The following is a 15,857-nucleotide window of genomic DNA, read 5'->3' on the forward strand; positions in this document are numbered from 1 at the left end:
GTCTGCGATGAATAATAATGTTATTGTAACGCAGCGAAGTGATCGGATTTCGAAACGACCGAGTCGACACGTCGCCGTGCCCGGGCCGGGACCCTCTGTGCTCCGGCCGCCTTACAGCGCGTTTTCCAGCGCTGACGCGACGCTCCGGGCCTTTTCGGCGAGCGGCTCGGGAGTGTCTCCCCCCGCGACCGACTCGTCTAAGACGTCGTCGTCGACGCGTTCGACCGTGCCGTCCGGGCGTTTCACCACGTCGACGTGGAGGTCCACGTACCGGGCCGCGTCGGGGAACACCTCCACCGGCGTACAGACGTTGACGTACGTCCCGCGGACGGTCCCGTCGCGTCCCCGGTACGTCGTCGGATACCACCACCGGCCCTCCTTCAGGCTCGTCTCGGCGACGTCGCCGGCCTCGCGGGCGACGCCCAGTCCGTCGTAGGTCCCGCCGCCGGTCATCTCGCGCTCGACGGTGACGGTCCCGTCGGGGTCGACCCCCGTCACCGTCCCCTCGCCGAGAGTGATAAGGCGACCGTCCGGCTTCCCGTGGTCGATCCGGAGCGCGTCGCCCTCCCGCGGACCGAACGCGTCGGTCACGACCGCGAAGGGGAACTCGGCCTCGGGGTCGGGGTCACAGAGGGCCTCCGCGAGGTCCACGCCCGCCGAGGCGTCCGCCGAACCGGCCTTCACGCGATGGTGGCCCGGCATCGTCGCGGTCGCGGTCCGGCGCGCGTCGTCGAGCCCGAACCGGCTCTCCCGCCCGAACCAGGCCCAGACGCCGACGTTCGGCGCGGCGATCGGCGCGTCACGGAGGCGGCTTCGGTCGTCGAGGACGCCGAGTCCGCCCTCGCCGTCGGCCCCTCCGTCGCTCTCGCCGTCGGCCGGCCCGACCGTCGCGCGCAGCTCCTCGGCGGCGTCGACCGCGGCGTCGAGGCCCGCGGTCAGCGCCGCCGTGTCGGCGTCGACGGACGGGGGTCGCCACACCGCCCGCCACCCCGCCGGCGGTTCGAGACCGAGCAGGTCGATCATCCCGAACAGCTCCCTCGCGGCCTCGTCGTCCCGGACGTCGACCCGCGTTCCGGATCCCGGTTCGAGCGCGACGAGGTCGCCGCCGACCCGCAGCTCCCCGGCGAGTTCGGGGCGGCGGTCGGTCCACGGCGCCGCCGACTCGCGGACCTGAACGCGGACCGAATCCCCCGTCTCCACCCGGGCGTCGACGTCGCCGTACGGGAGGTACCCCTCGGCGCCCCCCGGGGGCGTGCCCGCCGCGTCGCCGCCGTCGCCGTCGGCTCGGCCGTCGCCGGCTCGGAGGTCGACGACGGCGCCCCCGCCGAGCGTCTCGGTCACCTCCCCGTCGAGGACGGCGCCGGGCGGCGTGGGATCCGGCCACGCGAGCGCGTCGCGGCCCGCGTCGGTCAGGAGGGCCCGGACCGCGTCGACCGCGTCCGGGTCGCCGCTCGCCCCGACGCCCTGCCGGTCGCTGCTCGTCGCGATCCGCACGTCGGGCGGCTCCTTCGGGAACTCGGCGTCGAAGCGCCGGCAGATCGGCGGCGAGGCGTCGACGACCTCGTGGCCGGCGTCGAGGAGCCGCGCGGTGAGCGCCGTCGCGTAGATGCCGCGGACGCGAACCCGGGCCATCGTCACAGGGCCTCGCGCTCGCGCGCGAACCGGACCCGGTCGTTCACCGTGTCACCGAGGGTGAGTTCGACGACGACCGGGTCGCCGCCGTCGTCCTCCCGGAGGATCCGCCCGCCCTCGACCGGGACGCCCCACCCGTCGAGCGAGAGGTAGCCGCGGAGGTCGCTCCCGTGGGTGAACAGGTCGACGTCGGCGGTCGCGTGCTCTTGGACCGACTCCGCGCTGTGGGCCATCTCCATGTCCGAGTAGGCGGGTCCGTCCCCGTCGAAGAACGCCCGAAGCCGGTCGGCGTCGCGGGCGACGAGTTCGGCAACTCGGTCCGAGGCGTCGGTTATCGCGTCGGCGTCCAGCCCGGCCTCGCGGAGGGCGCGCTGGGTCCGTGCGTCGAAGTGCATACCCCGCCTTCGGCCGCCGCCGTTTCAACGCTGTCGGCCGCGCCGCGGCGCGGCCCGCTTTCCCCCGGTGAATCGCTCGCTTGCGCCAATTAGTTAAGTCACCGGGGAGGCAAACGATCCCTATGCCATCCGACGAGGACCCGATCGCGTCCCGGGCCGACGACCGCGACCTCTACGACGTCGCGACCTGGGAGGAGCGGACCTCCCTCGACGGGCTGTCGGTCGCGCTGTACTGGCTGCTCACGCGCTCCGCGAAGGCCGGCGTCATCCTCGTCGCCTTCGTCGGGCTCCTCGCCATCCTCGGATCGTTCGGGCTGGGGCTGCTCTTCGATCCGGCCATCGCGATCCTCCTCGGCCTCTCCGTCGTCCCCGCGCTGGGTCTGGCCGCATACGTGTACGTCTCGGACGTCACGACGGCCGAACCGCTGTCGCTACTGGTGGCGACGTTCCTGCTGTCGATCCTCACCGCGACGTTCGCAGCGATACTGAACAGCGTGCTCCAGCCGTACTTCCAGCCGTTCGGCTTCCTCGGGATCGTCGTGTTCTTCTTCGTCGTCGTCGGCCCGATAGAGGAGTCGGTGAAGCTGCTCGCGGTGCGACTGTACGCGTACAACGACGACCGGTTCGACGCCGTCATCGACGGTGCCATCTACGGCGCCATCGCGGGACTCGGATTCGTCGTCATCGAGAACTTCGTGTACATCGCTCAGAACGTCGACATGGCGGAACTGACGGTCGGGATCGCAGCGCTCGGCGCGGGCGACGGCATCGCGGCCCTCCGGGCGCTCGCGGGGCCCGGCCACGTCGTCTACTCCGCGTTCGCGGGCTACTACCTCGGGCTCGCGAAGTTCAACCCCGAGAACCGGGGCCCCATCATCGTCAAGGGACTCGTCATCGCGGCGGCGATCCACGCGCTGTACAACACGCTCGTCGGCCCGGTGACGGGAATCGCCTCGCAGCTGTTCGGCCTCTCGCAAATCGTCGCGCTGTTCGGCTTCGTCCTCGCCTTTCAGGGGGCGTTCGGCTACGTCCTCCTCCGAAAGATCTGGCGGTACCGGGACGCGTACCTCGACACGCGCGACGCGGTCGACCCCGACATGGAGCCCGACCTCGACGAGTTCGAGCCGTAGTCCGCCGGTCCGGCTCGCGGTGCGGTCCCGACTCGGTCGGCCCGTCCGCCGTCAGGGGGCGGCCTCCACCCGCGAGCGGTCGCCGGTTCCGCCCGTCAACGCGCTCGCGAGGGCGCCCTTCACGACGACCTCGTCGCCGAGGTCGGTGAGCCGCACCTCCGGAACGTTGATGAACACCATCTCCGGCAGCTTCTTCCGGATCGGATCGAGGACCCGCTCGGGGTTGTTGAGCGCGACCGCGCCGCCGACGCTCACGACCAGCGGGGCGTACGCGTGGATAATGTTCGCGATCCCCATCGCGTTCCAGTGGGCGAGCTGGTCGATCACGTGGTCGGCGAAGGTGTCCTCGCCCGCCGCCTCGAACACGTCGACCGCGGAGAATTCGGGGTCCTCGACCGGTAGACTCGTCTCGATCGGGTCCTCGGCGTGGAGTTCGCGGGCGTAGCTCGGGATGTTGTTCCCCGAGCAGTACCCCTCCCAGTGCCCGTCGAGGCCGCAGCCGCAAGTCATGAAGCCGTGCGGGTCGACGGTCATGTGGCCGACCTCCCCGGCGTTGCCGTCCCACCCCGAGAGCACGTTGCCGTCGACGGCGACGCCCGCGCCGATTCCGGAGGAGATGGTGAGATACACCATGTCGTCGGGGTTGCGCTCGGAGTGGAACCGCTCGCCGATGACGCCCGCGATGGTGTCGTTGTGAAGGTACACCTCGTCGGTGTCGAGTAGCCGACCGACCGGGCCGACGAGCGGAATGCGCTCGACGGTATCGGGGAGGTTCGCCGGTCCGTTGACCACTCCCTCCGCCAGGTCGAGCGGGCCGATCGAGCCGACGCCGGCCGCGACCGCCTCGCTCGGCGCGATCCCCGCGTCGGTACAGGCCTTCCGGATCACCTCCAACACGGCCTCCGTGACGGCGATGCCGTTCGGTCCCCGCGGAGTGTTTCTCGACGCGGAGCCGAGGATCGCAGCGGTCTCGTCGCCGACGACCGCCCGGACGTTCGTCGCCCCGAGATCGGCGCCCACGTAGTACATCGGGTGTAAGCGCGGACCCGTCTCACTTAAGCGGGACGCTTCAGGCGGTCCAGCAAGGGGAACAAACGGACCGGTTTCCCTCCGAATCGGGTCTCTGCGGTAGCGAGACAAAAGTCCCCTTCAGAGATGGGAAGACGACGGACCTTCGGACTTCTCCGTTTCGCCGTCGGAGGATGTCAGGAGGCGATTTCGCGCACGAACGTCACCGGGCACGGCGCCGAGAGCATGACTTCCTGTGCGACGCTACCGAACACGGCCTTCCCGGTCGGGGAGCGTCGCCGTCCGCCGACGACGACGCGGTCGGCCTTGACGCTGTCCGCGGTCTCGACGACCTCGTCCGCGAGGTCGCCGACCGCGCCCCGCACCGAGTGTCGCACGCCCGCCGCGGAGAGCGCCTTCGAGAGCGCTCGGGTGGTCTTGTGTCGCTCCGCCACCGCGTCGGGGGTCGCCCCTTCGCTCCCCTGGTCGAAGCCGAGGTTCGCGCGGGTCTCGTCGAACTCCTCTCTGTCGAACACGTGCGTCAAGACGATCTCCGCGTCCGCGGGCTCGGCGATCGCGATGGCCTCCCGTGCGAGCTGTTCGGTTCGCTTCTCGTCTTCCGTGCCGACCGCAAGCACTACTGTCTCGATGCTCATACTTCCCTTTCGCTCCCGGCCGGCTTAAGCCTATCGGAGTTTTAACTCAGATTTGAATAAACATTTTCTCGATCGATCCTGATACTCTCGGGGGCGGCGACGCGACGGTCTCCGACGACGTCCGTCGGACGAGCGGGACGCTGCCGGTGCTGTGCGTCGCTCTCGGTCGGACGGAGCCGGACGCGACCGCCGCAGAAATCGATCAGTAATCGGGCGCGTCGTCTTCCACTTCGCGCTTCAGCGAGTCGCGACGCGACTTCGCGTCGCGGCCGGTCGCCTCCAGTAGAAACTCGTTCTTCGCGTCGACGGCGTCCGCGGCGGCGTCGGCGTTCCCCTCGGCGATGACGTCCTCGGCGGGCCGCTCCTCGAAGTGGACCGCCAGCTTGTCCTTCTTACTTCCGTACTCGGCGGCGCCCGCGACGATTCGCTCGAACACCGGGTTGTCGGGGTCCTCGACGACGTACAGCTCGTGACCCTCCCACTCCTCCGTGTCGGAGACCTCGCCGAAGTACTCCTCGACGGAGCCCTTCAGGTCGGGCATGCGGTCGTCCAGATGCTCGCCGCGACGCATCTTGTACTCTTTCATGCCGCGACCGTTCGACAGGCCGGCGTAAACCAGTTTCGTCACGGCCGCTCGGCGGGTTCGACCGCCGACGCGGCGCTCTTTTCCGTCCGTCTACCGGGGCCGCTCGTCGACGTACCCGCGCTTACACTCCGGACAGATGTCGCCCGCGCGCATCGAGCTCCCGTCCGCGGCCCGGACCATCCCGCACTCGGGACAGTAGTACTCCGTCGGTCCGTCGTCGCCCATCGTCTCCAGCTCGGGGCTCTCGCCGCGGGTGATCCCCGTCTCGCCCTCCCCGCCAGTGTCGAACACCGCGGTCTCCCCGTCTTCGGGCGCCTCGACGTACTCTGTCTCCGCCTCCGTCTCCGTCTCGCCCTGCTCCGCGGCCTCCGGAGTGAGCCCGCCGCCGAACTCGACGCCGGCGTCGCCGCCCTCGCCGACCGCCGCGCTGAATCCCTCGTCTTCGCCGCCGTGATCGGGCCAGGCCGTCCGTTCGTCGCCGTCGGGGTCGTCCTCGTCGACCGCCGGCCACGCACCCCGGTCCCGGTCGTCGGGCGCGTCGTCGTCCTCGTCGAGGATGACCCCGTCGTCGCTCTCCGCGTCGGGTTCCTCGCCGCCCGCCGCCGCGTCCCCGTCCCTCGGGCTCGACGCGCCGTCCGGCTCCGAGTCGCCCGCGGCGTTCGGCCGATCCGCCGGGGCCGCCGGCGAGTCGGCGTCTCCTGTCGCCGGTTCGGCGTCCGTCGCACCGGCCTCCGCGTCGGCCGCGGGCCCGTCGTCCAGGATCACCGCGTCGTCGGTTTCGGCTCCCGGCTCCTCGTCGAGCGTCACGCCTTCGCCGCCGGTCGCGCCGTCGTCAGCGTCGCCCCGCCTCGGCGCCACGTCGGCGTCCGCGACCGCCTCCTCGCCGTCCGCGGCGGCGGCCTCGCCCGGAGTCCCGGCCGGTCCCGCGTCGGTCCCGCGGTCGGAACCGCCCGCCGAATCGACTCCTTCGGCCTCGCTCGCGGCGGCCTCGTCGGCCAGTTGCTCCATCGTCGTCACCTCGGTATTCTCGCTGACGATCTGCGTCTCGCCGCAGCGAGCGCAGGTCTTCACCTCCTTGACGGTCGTGACGACCTCGTCGCCCTCCTCCTCGCGTTCCCGCTGGAGTTCGGGTTCGCCGAAGTCGTGTCCGAGCAGACACCTGAGTCCCATTGTGCCACCCTGCGGTGCCGAGGGTAAAAAACGCCCCGTCGGCGTCCGACGCTCGGCGCACGACCGGTATCGCGGGGCGACGCGCTCGCCGCGTCCGACTTCGGTCGCGCGCCCCGATGACACAGACTCTTTGTGGATCGGTCGCGTACCGTACCTCACCATGCCTACCGTATCCTACAAGGGCGAGGAAATCGAGTGCGAGAAGGGCGCCAACCTGCGCGACGTGCTCAGGGAGGCCGGCCTCTCCGTCTACAACGGCAAGATGGAGACGCTCAACTGCCGCGGCGCCGGGTCGTGCGGGTCCTGTGCGGTCCAGGTCGAGGGCGAGGTCAGCGAGCCGGGCAAGAAGGAGCGCGCCCGCCTCTGGCTCCCGCCGCACCACCCCAGCCACGACGTCCGCCTCGCCTGCCAGACGAAAGTCGAGGGCGACGTCGAGGTGACGAAGGGCCGCGGGCTCTTCGGGCAGCACATCTGAGCGCCGACGCGCCACTTCCGTCGAACGCGCCACTTCCGTCGAACGCGCCGCTTCCGTCGAACGCGCCGCTTCCGCCGGGCGCACCGCTCCTACCGTTTCTCCCTCTCCGCGAGCGACGCCCGACCGACGAGCGGAACGCTGGTCGAACGGAAGCGACGAGCGGAACGCTGATCGGGAGTAAAATACGACCGCGGCGGACGCGAGCCCGCGACGCGGACGAAAACGCTTGATACCGTGTGTCAGAGTCGCGTTCGGCGTCAGCCGGACCGACCCACTCTTCGGATTGGCTTACTGCCGAACGACGTTCGTCGCGCGGGGGCCCTTCTCGGAGGACTCGATGTCGAACTCGAGCTCCTGACCCTCTTCGAGGTCCGGGCCGCCGACGTCTTCCATGTGGAAGAACACGTCGTCGTCCGCGTCGTCAGTCTCGATAAATCCGTAGCCGCCAGTGTCGTTGAAGAAATCAACCTTTCCGGTCGCCATTGCGTGTCGAGAGAGGCGCCGACCGTGGATAAGAATTGCGAGTGTACAGTTACCACGTCTCTCTATAGACGTTCGTTTTCGAAGAACCCAGATTCGACAGCCACGCGCTGACCGCACGACGGATTCTCGGTACAGGATCGACCGATACGTCGGATTCTCCGGTGCCCCGTCCGACGCCGACGTTTATGTCTCCGGCCGCGAAAACGGGACGTGTGTCTCACGCGCATCGGGCGAGCGGCCCCGGCCTGACGCTCCGCGAGAACGGTCCCGCCCTGCTGGTCCCGGCGGCGTGGGGCGTCGCCGGCGCGGCGGTCCTCGGCGTCGTCTCCGCGCACGCGCTGTTCGTCGCCCACGTCGTCATGAGCGCCCTGCTCGTCGCCTTCGTCGTCGCCTCGTGGCGCGACATGGCGACGGGCGTCCTGCGCGCGTGGAAGCTGGCCATCCTCGCGGGCACGCCGGTCACGCTCGCGGGCGTCGCCGGGTTCCTCGCGCGCGACGGGACCGTTCCGGCGCTCGCGGCCTCGCTTCCGCCCGACGCGCTCCTCGCCGTCGCCCTCTACGGCTGGATGCTGCTGCCCGCGCCCGCGTTCGTCTACACGGGCCTGCGCGACCCGGCGGTCCCGCGCTCGGTCGTCCACCACGTCGCCGCCGCGTGTTCGGTCGCGGGCGCCGTCGTCGCCGCGCTCGCGGGCACGCCGACCGGAACCGTCGCGGGAATCGCGCTCGTCGGCGCCGGGCAGACCGCGGGCATCCTCGCGGCGACCGCGCTGTACTCGCTCGGAGAATGACCGACGCGGACACCTACGACTGCGAGACGTGCGGCGCGAGCGTCGCCGTCGCGGACGCCCGCCGGTCGAAGCCGTTCGGCGACCTCGACCCCGACACGTGGCAGACGCTGAACTGTCCGCACTGCGGCGACCGCCTCGCGACCGTCTTCGTCGGCGACGAGTGAGCCGCGGCCCTCCTCCCGAGCGCCGGCCGATCCGTCGCAGTCCGTGCTGACATCCCACATTATCTACGGCTGCGGCCCGTAGCCGACACATGTTCGACGTCGGCACGGCCTACCTCGCCGCGGCGGGCGCGCTGCTGCTCGTCGCGCTCGGCGTCGGGGCCCGAGCCCTCGTCCGGATCTTCCGCGAGGCCCGCGAGCGCAGCCGGAAGCGACGCGAGGGCGAGTTCGAACGCTACACCAAGGACCCCGTTTACGACCGCGATCCGGCGGACCCGGAGGCTGACGGAGCGGCGCGGTCGACCTGTCCGCAGTGCGGCGCCGAAAACGCGGCCGGATTTTGCTACTGCCGCGAGTGCGCGGCGCCGCTGGGGCCAAATTAGCGCCCGCTCCGACCTCTGCGTTCGCGGAACCGGTCCCGTCTGAATATCTGAATTATACAAAATTATTTGAGCTCAGCGGTACAACGTCAAGTCGAATGGCCGACTCGGAGTCCGAACCGTGGAGAGAGACCATGAGCGGGCGTGAGCGCGTCCGGCACGTCGCGGAGCTGCTGGACGAGCCGACGCCGGTACAGGAGATCGCGGACCGGGCGGACGTCTCACGCGCGACGGCCGACGACGAACTTCGTCGACTGGAGAGCGACGACTGGGTGACTGAGACGACCGTCGACGGGACGAAAGCCTACGACCTGAACCCCGTGCGGATGCTCTTCGACGAGGTGACGGACCTGATCGAAGCCCACTCGCGTGAGGAACTGGAGCGTCGACTCACGGAACTGAAGGAGGAACAGGAAGAGCTGGCGACGGAGTACGACGTCGATTCGCTCGCTGAGTTCCGGGAACGCCTCGCTGACGAGGCGTTCTCGGCCGCGGAACTCCGTGAGCGTCGCAACGCGATCGCCACGTGGGAGGCGATCAACACGGAACTCGGGCTTGTGAAGCACGCCCTCCAGCTGTACGATGACGTCCTCGAACTCTCCTCGCCGCGGACTGACTCTCCCTCGACGCTCGCCTGATGGTCGTTTTCCTCGCTGACCGGACGAACCTTCAGAGCAAGCGGCTCCACGACCGCATCGGGAACCGGCTCGGCGGCGAGTTCGACAACGTCCGACGGAGACGTGCCGAACCGCGCGAAGCGGGCCCGTACCGCGTCGTCGCCGCCGTGAACCCACGGCAGTTCTTGGGCGACGACGAGTACCCGGTGACGGCTGCGCGGATCGAAATCGGGTTTCAACTACAGACTGGTGAGCCGCACGAGTACTACTGGTTCAACTGGATAGAGCCAGACCGGAGGCTGCTGGTGGGTTGGCATCGGGACGACACGCACGATGACCTCGGTCCAGTTCATCTCCAAGTCAACGACGGTGGGACGCCCGCCGCGCACGAGCCGGCGCAGTTCATCGACTCACATCCGCTGGACGTCGTCGAGCGACGCCTTGACTCGCTCCGAGATGTCGTCCTCGCGGTCGAGTGGGACCGGGGACGCCCCGTCGGCCTCGACCTCGCTGCGCCCCCGGGCGAGTAGGTCCGGTGGGGGCCGCACGGCGTCGCTTCTTCACCCGCTCGCTGTCGCTCGCGGGTTCGGAATATGCCGCCTCCCCGATTTGAACTCGCCGAGACGCTCGTCCTCGCTCCGCTCGGGCTCACGACTCGTCTGCTCAAATCGGGTCGGGAGCATTTTCGCTGCTCACAACTCGGTCGCTGCGCTCCCTCGTAGGTTCGCAGGAAAATGCCGCCTCCCCGATTTGAACGGGGGACAGCTCGATCTTCAGTCGAGTGCTCTCCCAGTCTGAGCTAAGGCGGCTCGCACTCGCACCAACGCCGATTCCAGACAAAAGGATTTCGAAAGGCCGCGCGCCGATCGCGCGCAACCCACTCGCGTCGCTCGAATCGGGACGCCGACCATCGTCGCGGTATCGGACGATATCGCCGCCGATCCGCGGCGACGGCGCGGATCGTGGCTTCCGCAACCGCCCCCTTTCTCGCGTCCCTCCGATATCGTGATGGCATCTCACGACGACCACGACCACGCCGACCACCACGAGACGCTCGACGCCGCGGTCGACGCCCGCGACGACTGGGCGCGCCGCCGCCGCAAGGGGATCCCGACCGACGAGAACCTCCTCGTCGTCGCCTGTATGGACGAGCGCATCCCCGTAGAGGAGGCGCTCGGCATCGACCTCGGCGACGCGCAGGTGTTCCGCAACGCGGGCGGCAAGGTGACCGACGACGTGATCCGGTCGGCCGCGCTCACGACGAACTTCTTCGACACCGACGAGATCGTCGTGATCAACCACACCGACTGCGGCATGATGAGCGCCCCCGACGAGGCGATCCGCGACGGCCTCGCGGCGCAGGCCGGCGACCTCGACGCCGCCGACCTCGACCCGTCCCTCCCGGAGCTGACCATCGGCGACGCCGACCTCCTCGATTGGGTGAAGATGACCGACGACATCGACGCGGCCTGCGCCGCGCAGGTCGAGTACCTCCGCGAGTCCGCGTTCATCCCCGACGACACGACCGTCTCCGGCTACGTCTACGAGGTCGAGTCCGGCGAGCTCCGCCGCCCCGACGAGCGTATCGCCGAAGCGATCAGCGAGCGGCGGGCCTGACCGCCGCCGGCTGACGGCGCGCGGGCGACGCGCCGCCCGAGGTGAGACGTTTTTATGCGCCCGCGGCGAACCGAGTGGCAAATGGATCGAGCACGCGCGCCCCTCTTCGGACGAGGTGGTGCCGATGGACGCTGACGGCGACGCCGTCTCCGAGTCGGACGCCGCGAGCGACGCGGACGGCGCGACCGCGTCCGGCGACGACGCCCCGGTCGTCGCCGGCTTCTTCTCCGGCTGCGGCGGCCTCGATTTAGGCTTCGAACGGGCCGGCTTCGACGTCGCGCTCGGGAGCGACCAGTGGGAGCCGGCCGCGCAGACGTACCGCCGCAACTTCCCCGACACCGAGTTCGTCGAGGAGGACGTCCGCGAGCTCGACGCCCCGGCGGTCCGCGCCGCGGTCGAACGGGCCGGCTACGACCACGAGGGGATCGACGTGGTGATCGGCGGGCCCCCCTGTCAGGGGTTCAGCCGGCTCAACAACGAGCAGATCGAGCTCGACGAGATGGAGAAGGACCGCCGGAACACGCTCTTCGAGGAGTTTCTCCGGGTCGTCTCCGTCCTCGAACCGCAGCTGGTGTTGATGGAGAACGTCCGCGACCTGATCAACCGCCAGACCAGCGACGACCGGTACGTGAAGGACCTCATCGTCGAGGAGTTCGCGGCCCACGGCTACAAGTGCGAGTACCGCGTGCTGGAGGCCGAACAGTACGGTGTCCCCCAGAAGCGCCGCCGGATCTTCTTCATGGGCACCGACCGCGACGTGCCGATCCGCTTCCCCGAGCCGACGACGCCCGAGGGACAGTGGCGCACCGCCGGCGCGGCGCTCGCGGACGCGACCGACGACCTCCCGAACATGACGTACGCGGACACCGGCGAGAAGACGCTCGAACGCATCCGCCACGTCCCGCCGGGCGGCTACTACCGCGACCTCCCCGACCGCCTGAAGACGAAGAAGTACCAGTGCGACTGCGAGGACACCGACACCTGCCCCCACGAGCCGGAGATCGTCAAGCGCTACGGGACGTACCTCCGCCGGCTCGACCCCGGCGAGCCCTCGTTGACGGTGAGCACGAACGTCTTCATCCACCCGACCGAGGACCGCTACCTCACGCCCCGCGAGATGGCGCGGCTCCAGACGTTCCCCGACGAATTCGCGTTCGAGGGGACGAAGACCGACGTCATGAAACAGATCGGCAACGCCGTCCCGGTCCGGCTCGGGGAGGAGTTGGCGAATCAGTTGCTGGAGTATTTCCCCGAGATCCGTGACGCGCCGCCCGCCGACCCCGACGTGTACGAGCAGCAGTCGCTTACTGACTTGGCCTGAGATCCTTTTTAAATAGTGATTGGCGATGCGGCGAAGGATTCTGCTGTTCCAGCAACTTGCTTATAAATAGCCGCTGGTAGATCGGTGGCGAACACCGCCAAAGCCCCAGCCGCTCGTTTATAAATAGCCGCCAACACCACGACGATTACCACCAAAGCCCCAGCCGGGAGGGCGGCGCACGCTCGCTGCGCTCCTCACTCGGTCGCTCACTCCGTTCGCTCCCTCGTTGCGGTGCTTACGTCACCTGCGCCGCCCTCCCGGCTGCCCTTTTGAGTTCCACCCCTACAGCAACCGCACCGCACCTCACACCTCCCCAGCCTCGTCGCCGGACTACCTCCGGCTGCAAGCGAGAGCTTCGCTCTCGCCCTGTCAGTCACCTCCGCTTCGCTCCGGCGACTGACTCCCTCGCGCGTGCGATTCGCGCCCTCCGGGCGCTCATCGGCACGCGCCACCGCTTCTTTATTTATAAATAGTCGCCGCTGCTCACGGACTGTTCGCAACAGCAGAATGGGGCCGCTGAGAGTCGAACTCAGGTCCACTGCACCCAAGGCAGCGAGGATACCACTACCCCACGGCCCCGCACCCGTACCTACCCCGAAGAGCCGCTAAAGGGTTTCGTTGCGCGCCGTCACTCCTCGTCGTCGCGCCGTTCGAGGTCGGCGACGATGTCGTACGGGTCGGTCCCATTCCGGACCGAATCGAGGATGAAGAACGCCTCGTCGGGCGCGAGGAAGTGTCTGGTGACCCCGCGGCCGAGCGGCGTCGGCTCGAAGCCGTCGATGAAGTTCCACTCCAACAGCTTCCCGAGCGCGTGCTTCGTGGGGACCTCGCCGATCATGCGGTCGTTGAGGCGCTTCGCCTTCTTGCCGGCCACGACGACGTTCGCGAGCGTCTCCTCGGCGGCCGCGGTCTCGTCGTAGTGGGTCGCCACGTCCTCCATCTCGCCTTTCAGGAGGGTGAACGCCACCTCGTCCTCCGTGCGGTCCATCGAGCCGTGGTAGACGCCGTCGGGCTCGACGAGGAGGTAGACGCGGCCGCGGTCGTGGTAGTCCGGCCGCCCGGCGCGGCCGAGCATCTGCGAGAACTCCTGGACCGAGAGCCACTCGATCCCCATCGCCAGCGAGTCGAAGATCACCTGTGAGGCGGGGAAATCGACCCCGGCGGCCAGCGCCGCGGTGGTGACGACCGCCGAGAGATCCTGGTTCCCGAACATGCGCTCGACCTTCTTCCGGCGCCCGTAGTCGAGTCCGGCGTGGTACGGCGCGGAGTCGTACCGGAGCTTGCGGCTGATCTCGTGGCAGCGCCGCCGGGAGTTGGTGAAGATGATCGTCTGCCCGCGGTACCCCTTCGAGGACTTCGTGTCGAACTCCCGCTTGACGAGCTTGTCGGCGATCTGCGCCTTCTCGCGGCCGTCCGCGAAGGTGACGTGGCGCTCGATCGGGACGGGGCGCTCCTCGTACTCGATGAGCGTCGCCCGCAGCTTCTCCGCGAGCCACTCGGGGTTGCCGACGGTCGCCGAGAGGTAGACGAACTGCGTGCCGTCGTACCCCTCGTGGGTCTCCATCCGGTTCTCGCTGTAGTACTTCAGCCGGGAGATGAGCCCGTCGAGCCGGTGGCCGCGCTCGCCCTCCTTCAGGGTGTGGACCTCGTCGATGACGACCGTCCCCACGTCGCCGAGGTCCTTCCCGGTCCGGAGCGCGTGGTCGATCCCCTCGTAGGTGCCGACGATCACGTCCGCGCCCGGGTCGAACCGGTTGCCGTCGTCGTTCACCCGCGAGGAGCCGACGCGGATGGAGACGTCGAGCAGGTCGCCGTAGCGGTCCTCGAAGTCCTCGTGCTTCTGGTTGGCGAGCGCGACGAGCGGGACCAGAAACAGGAGCTTCCCGTCCCCCTTCAGCGCGCGGTCGATCCCGGTCAGCTCGCCGACGAGCGTCTTCCCCGTCGCGGTCGCGCTCACGACCAGCTGGTCGTCGCCGTCGAGGAGGCCGTTCCGCACGGAGAGGCTCTGGACCGGGAGCAGCTCCTCGAACCGGCCCTGGAGGTGCGCGGAGAGGTCCGGGTGGAGGTCCAAGTCCTCGGTGCGGACGGGGCTCACGTCGTCGACGTTCGCGGACACCTCGTCGTACTTCGTGAGGTCCGGGTCGAGCCCACCCTGGAGGAGGCTCACGATCCGGTCCAAGTCGCCCGACTCGTACAGCAGCTCCTCTAAGCGCTCCTCGGCCGCGCCGGTGAAATCGCCCTTGTACGACAGTTCTCGCTCCAGTTCCCGGCGGGCGCAGTCCCGGCAGATCAGCTCGCCGTTGTGTTCGATCGCGTCCTCGCTCGTGATGGGGCCGTACCGCCCGTCGCTCGCGCAGCGCCGGCAGGTCCGGACCGCCGTCGCCTCCAGCTGATAGCCGTCGAGCATCTCCTTCAGCCGCGCCCGGTTCTCGGGAGCGGTCTGCTCGGAGATGCGGATCCGGCCGGCCGCACGGGCGAGGTCGACGAACTCGTCCGGCTGGCGGGGGTGGTCCTCGCCGTCGCGGATCACCCGGAACTTCCCCGGCCGCGGACCCGCGGAGGTGTCCTTGAGTTCGAGCCGCCCGCGGAGCACGCGCTTGCCGTCGCGGTTCGCGACGACGGTGTAGTCGCTCCGCGACTCGTGGAGGAACAGCGTCTCGACCTCGGCCAACTGCTGTGACACTGCCGTTCGGTACGCGAGCGAGGTATTTCAGGTGTTCGGCTCGGGGGCCGAGAGCGTGTCCCTCGTGCGCTCCGGCGGCTACCCGACGCGACCGCACGAAGAAGAACCGCCTTACGGACGGGGAAGTCGGTCGCTACGAGACGAGCAGCTTCTCGCCGCGGTCGACCGTGATCCGGCACGGCGGGGAGAGCTTGTTGTACGCGCGGCGGAACGCCTCCTTCACGACGGACGCCTGCTCGACGTCGCAGTACGCCGTGAAGACGACGTCGTCCTTGTTGAGCCGCGCGGCGGTGCCGACCGGCTTGCCGAACGCCTGACGCATCCCGTCGGAGACGCGGTCCGCGCCGGCCCCGGTCGCCTGCTTGTTCTCTCGGATGACCTGGTGGGGGAACTTGCGGAGGGTCATCTTGTAGTTGCCCTCGCCGAGCTCCTTGATCAGGTGGCGGTTCGCCGAGAGGCGCGCGCTCTCCAGCGAGCCGTGTCGGACCTGGAGCTCCTCCTCGACGCGGAGGCTGATCTTGACGGGGTAGTCGTCCGGCTCCGCGGAGAGGTCGCCCATGTTGTGCTGGGCGATCTTCGAGCCGGGAATGCCCGTGATGTACTCGCGGCGGGTGTACGACGGCTTGTCGATCGTCCGATACATAGAGGCGGGTTTGTCAGACATGGCTACTTGTCCGATGTAGCCGGTGCTGCGGCGATAAAGCCTTCGATAGCGAGGCGCTTTCATCGGCTCCGCGGCCGTCAGCGTCGACGTC

General features: G+C 69.1%; 18 protein-coding genes and 2 tRNA genes. 9 read left to right on the top strand and 11 right to left on the bottom strand.

Annotation, left to right across the window (positions count from 1 at the left end):
• Positions 1–111 precede the first annotated feature (111 nt).
• Positions 112–1,632: a DUF402 domain-containing protein gene (locus tag EXE45_RS04515; protein WP_137693655.1), complete on the bottom strand. Its 1,521-nt coding sequence runs from the start codon at positions 1,630–1,632 to the stop codon at positions 112–114.
• A 2-nt stretch (positions 1,633–1,634) separates the two neighbouring features.
• A complete protein-coding gene (locus EXE45_RS04520; protein ID WP_092920518.1) occupies positions 1,635–2,027 on the bottom strand; it encodes a hypothetical protein in 393 nt (130 codons plus the stop codon).
• Between the two features lie 122 nt (positions 2,028–2,149).
• Here EXE45_RS04520 and EXE45_RS04525 point away from each other — a divergent pair, with 122 nt between their 5' ends.
• Positions 2,150–3,157, top strand: coding sequence for a PrsW family intramembrane metalloprotease (locus EXE45_RS04525; protein ID WP_092920519.1), 1,008 nt, complete (start codon positions 2,150–2,152; stop codon positions 3,155–3,157).
• A 51-nt stretch (positions 3,158–3,208) separates the two neighbouring features.
• Here the strand turns inward: EXE45_RS04525 and EXE45_RS04530 are convergent, their stop codons facing one another.
• The 4 genes from EXE45_RS04530 to EXE45_RS04545 form a co-directional block, all read right to left on the bottom strand.
• Positions 3,209–4,186 (bottom strand): ROK family protein, encoded by a 978-nt coding sequence (locus tag EXE45_RS04530; RefSeq protein ID WP_092920520.1) that lies wholly within the window; start codon positions 4,184–4,186, stop codon positions 3,209–3,211.
• A gap of 176 nt (positions 4,187–4,362) precedes the next feature.
• A complete protein-coding gene (locus EXE45_RS04535) occupies positions 4,363–4,821 on the bottom strand; it encodes a universal stress protein (RefSeq protein ID WP_137693656.1) in 459 nt (152 codons plus the stop codon).
• A gap of 202 nt (positions 4,822–5,023) precedes the next feature.
• The gene (locus tag EXE45_RS04540; RefSeq protein ID WP_092920522.1) at positions 5,024–5,407 is read right to left on the bottom strand and encodes a DUF5611 family protein; all 384 of its coding nucleotides are present in this window, start codon (positions 5,405–5,407) and stop codon (positions 5,024–5,026) included.
• 90 nt (positions 5,408–5,497) lie between these two features.
• Positions 5,498–6,577, bottom strand: coding sequence for a hypothetical protein (locus tag EXE45_RS04545; RefSeq protein WP_137693657.1), 1,080 nt, complete (start codon positions 6,575–6,577; stop codon positions 5,498–5,500).
• Positions 6,578–6,737: 160 nt separating this feature from the next.
• On the opposite strand from EXE45_RS04545, the gene EXE45_RS04550 reads away from it, so the two are divergent.
• Positions 6,738–7,052, top strand: coding sequence for a 2Fe-2S iron-sulfur cluster-binding protein (locus tag EXE45_RS04550; protein WP_092920524.1), 315 nt, complete (start codon positions 6,738–6,740; stop codon positions 7,050–7,052).
• A gap of 288 nt (positions 7,053–7,340) precedes the next feature.
• On the opposite strand, the gene EXE45_RS04560 is transcribed toward EXE45_RS04550, so the two are convergent.
• On the bottom strand, positions 7,341–7,535 hold the full coding sequence (locus EXE45_RS04560) for a cold-shock protein (protein ID WP_004599158.1): 195 nt from the start codon (positions 7,533–7,535) through the stop codon (positions 7,341–7,343).
• Positions 7,536–7,720: 185 nt separating this feature from the next.
• Between EXE45_RS04560 and EXE45_RS04565 the strand changes: the two genes are divergently transcribed.
• The 5 genes from EXE45_RS04565 to EXE45_RS04580 all read left to right on the top strand — a co-directional run bounded on the left by EXE45_RS04565 (position 7,721) and on the right by EXE45_RS04580 (position 10,011).
• Positions 7,721–8,323, top strand: a complete 603-nt coding sequence (locus EXE45_RS04565) for a hypothetical protein (RefSeq protein ID WP_137693658.1) — start codon at positions 7,721–7,723, stop codon at positions 8,321–8,323.
• The gene (locus EXE45_RS20310) at positions 8,320–8,487 is read left to right on the top strand and encodes a hypothetical protein (protein WP_167603322.1); all 168 of its coding nucleotides are present in this window, start codon (positions 8,320–8,322) and stop codon (positions 8,485–8,487) included. The genes EXE45_RS04565 and EXE45_RS20310 overlap by 4 nt, the downstream gene beginning before the upstream one ends.
• An 89-nt stretch (positions 8,488–8,576) precedes the next feature.
• Positions 8,577–8,867, top strand: coding sequence for a zinc ribbon domain-containing protein (locus EXE45_RS04570; RefSeq protein WP_137693659.1), 291 nt, complete (start codon positions 8,577–8,579; stop codon positions 8,865–8,867).
• 131 nt (positions 8,868–8,998) lie between these two features.
• Positions 8,999–9,502: a winged helix-turn-helix domain-containing protein gene (locus tag EXE45_RS04575; RefSeq protein ID WP_096396191.1), complete on the top strand. Its 504-nt coding sequence runs from the start codon at positions 8,999–9,001 to the stop codon at positions 9,500–9,502.
• Positions 9,502–10,011, top strand: a complete 510-nt coding sequence (locus EXE45_RS04580) for a hypothetical protein (RefSeq protein ID WP_137693660.1) — start codon at positions 9,502–9,504, stop codon at positions 10,009–10,011. The genes EXE45_RS04575 and EXE45_RS04580 overlap by 1 nt, the downstream gene beginning before the upstream one ends.
• 205 nt (positions 10,012–10,216) lie before the next feature.
• On the opposite strand, the gene EXE45_RS04585 is transcribed toward EXE45_RS04580, so the two are convergent.
• Positions 10,217–10,290 (bottom strand) — tRNA-Phe (locus EXE45_RS04585).
• A 199-nt stretch (positions 10,291–10,489) separates the two neighbouring features.
• Between EXE45_RS04585 and EXE45_RS04590 the strand changes: the two genes are divergently transcribed.
• Entirely contained in the window at positions 10,490–11,098 is a 609-nt protein-coding gene (locus EXE45_RS04590) for a carbonic anhydrase (RefSeq protein WP_137693661.1), read from the top strand.
• A gap of 124 nt (positions 11,099–11,222) precedes the next feature.
• Complete coding sequence (locus tag EXE45_RS04595) at positions 11,223–12,419, top strand: DNA cytosine methyltransferase (protein WP_137693662.1); 1,197 nt, start codon at positions 11,223–11,225, stop codon at positions 12,417–12,419.
• 508 nt (positions 12,420–12,927) lie between these two features.
• Here EXE45_RS04595 and EXE45_RS04600 read toward each other — a convergent pair.
• From EXE45_RS04600 to EXE45_RS04610, 3 genes are all read right to left on the bottom strand, one after another.
• A tRNA-Pro gene (locus EXE45_RS04600) sits at positions 12,928–12,998 on the bottom strand.
• Positions 12,999–13,047: 49 nt separating this feature from the next.
• On the bottom strand, positions 13,048–15,102 hold the full coding sequence (locus tag EXE45_RS04605) for a DEAD/DEAH box helicase (RefSeq protein ID WP_137693663.1): 2,055 nt from the start codon (positions 15,100–15,102) through the stop codon (positions 13,048–13,050).
• A gap of 133 nt (positions 15,103–15,235) precedes the next feature.
• A complete protein-coding gene (locus EXE45_RS04610) occupies positions 15,236–15,766 on the bottom strand; it encodes a 50S ribosomal protein L16 (protein ID WP_092920531.1) in 531 nt (176 codons plus the stop codon).
• Positions 15,767–15,857 lie beyond the last annotated feature (91 nt).

Source organism: Halorubrum sp. SP9 (genome assembly GCF_005435015.1).
In the GTDB taxonomy this organism is placed as follows: Archaea; Halobacteriota; Halobacteria; order Halobacteriales; family Haloferacaceae; genus Halorubrum; species Halorubrum sodomense.

Bases quoted from the DNA above. Each gene is read 5' to 3' on its own strand.
- EXE45_RS04570 (WP_137693659.1), top strand. From the start codon at position 8,577: ATGTTCGACGTCGGCACGGCCTACCTCGCCGCGGCGGGCGCGCTGCTG.
- EXE45_RS04545 (WP_137693657.1), bottom strand. From the start codon at position 6,577: ATGGGACTCAGGTGTCTGCTCGGACACGACTTCGGCGAACCCGAACTC.
- EXE45_RS04535 (WP_137693656.1), bottom strand. From the start codon at position 4,821: ATGAGCATCGAGACAGTAGTGCTTGCGGTCGGCACGGAAGACGAGAAG.
- EXE45_RS04560 (WP_004599158.1), bottom strand. From the start codon at position 7,535: ATGGCGACCGGAAAGGTTGATTTCTTCAACGACACTGGCGGCTACGGA.
- EXE45_RS04525 (WP_092920519.1), top strand. From the start codon at position 2,150: ATGCCATCCGACGAGGACCCGATCGCGTCCCGGGCCGACGACCGCGAC.
- EXE45_RS04515 (WP_137693655.1), bottom strand. From the start codon at position 1,632: ATGGCCCGGGTTCGCGTCCGCGGCATCTACGCGACGGCGCTCACCGCG.
- EXE45_RS04580 (WP_137693660.1), top strand. From the start codon at position 9,502: ATGGTCGTTTTCCTCGCTGACCGGACGAACCTTCAGAGCAAGCGGCTC.
- EXE45_RS04575 (WP_096396191.1), top strand. From the start codon at position 8,999: ATGAGCGGGCGTGAGCGCGTCCGGCACGTCGCGGAGCTGCTGGACGAG.
- EXE45_RS04520 (WP_092920518.1), bottom strand. From the start codon at position 2,027: ATGCACTTCGACGCACGGACCCAGCGCGCCCTCCGCGAGGCCGGGCTG.
- EXE45_RS04550 (WP_092920524.1), top strand. From the start codon at position 6,738: ATGCCTACCGTATCCTACAAGGGCGAGGAAATCGAGTGCGAGAAGGGC.
- EXE45_RS04540 (WP_092920522.1), bottom strand. From the start codon at position 5,407: ATGAAAGAGTACAAGATGCGTCGCGGCGAGCATCTGGACGACCGCATG.
- EXE45_RS04595 (WP_137693662.1), top strand. From the start codon at position 11,223: ATGGACGCTGACGGCGACGCCGTCTCCGAGTCGGACGCCGCGAGCGAC.
- EXE45_RS04565 (WP_137693658.1), top strand. From the start codon at position 7,721: ATGTCTCCGGCCGCGAAAACGGGACGTGTGTCTCACGCGCATCGGGCG.
- EXE45_RS04530 (WP_092920520.1), bottom strand. From the start codon at position 4,186: ATGTACTACGTGGGCGCCGATCTCGGGGCGACGAACGTCCGGGCGGTC.
- EXE45_RS20310 (WP_167603322.1), top strand. From the start codon at position 8,320: ATGACCGACGCGGACACCTACGACTGCGAGACGTGCGGCGCGAGCGTC.
- EXE45_RS04590 (WP_137693661.1), top strand. From the start codon at position 10,490: ATGGCATCTCACGACGACCACGACCACGCCGACCACCACGAGACGCTC.
- EXE45_RS04610 (WP_092920531.1), bottom strand. From the start codon at position 15,766: ATGTCTGACAAACCCGCCTCTATGTATCGGACGATCGACAAGCCGTCG.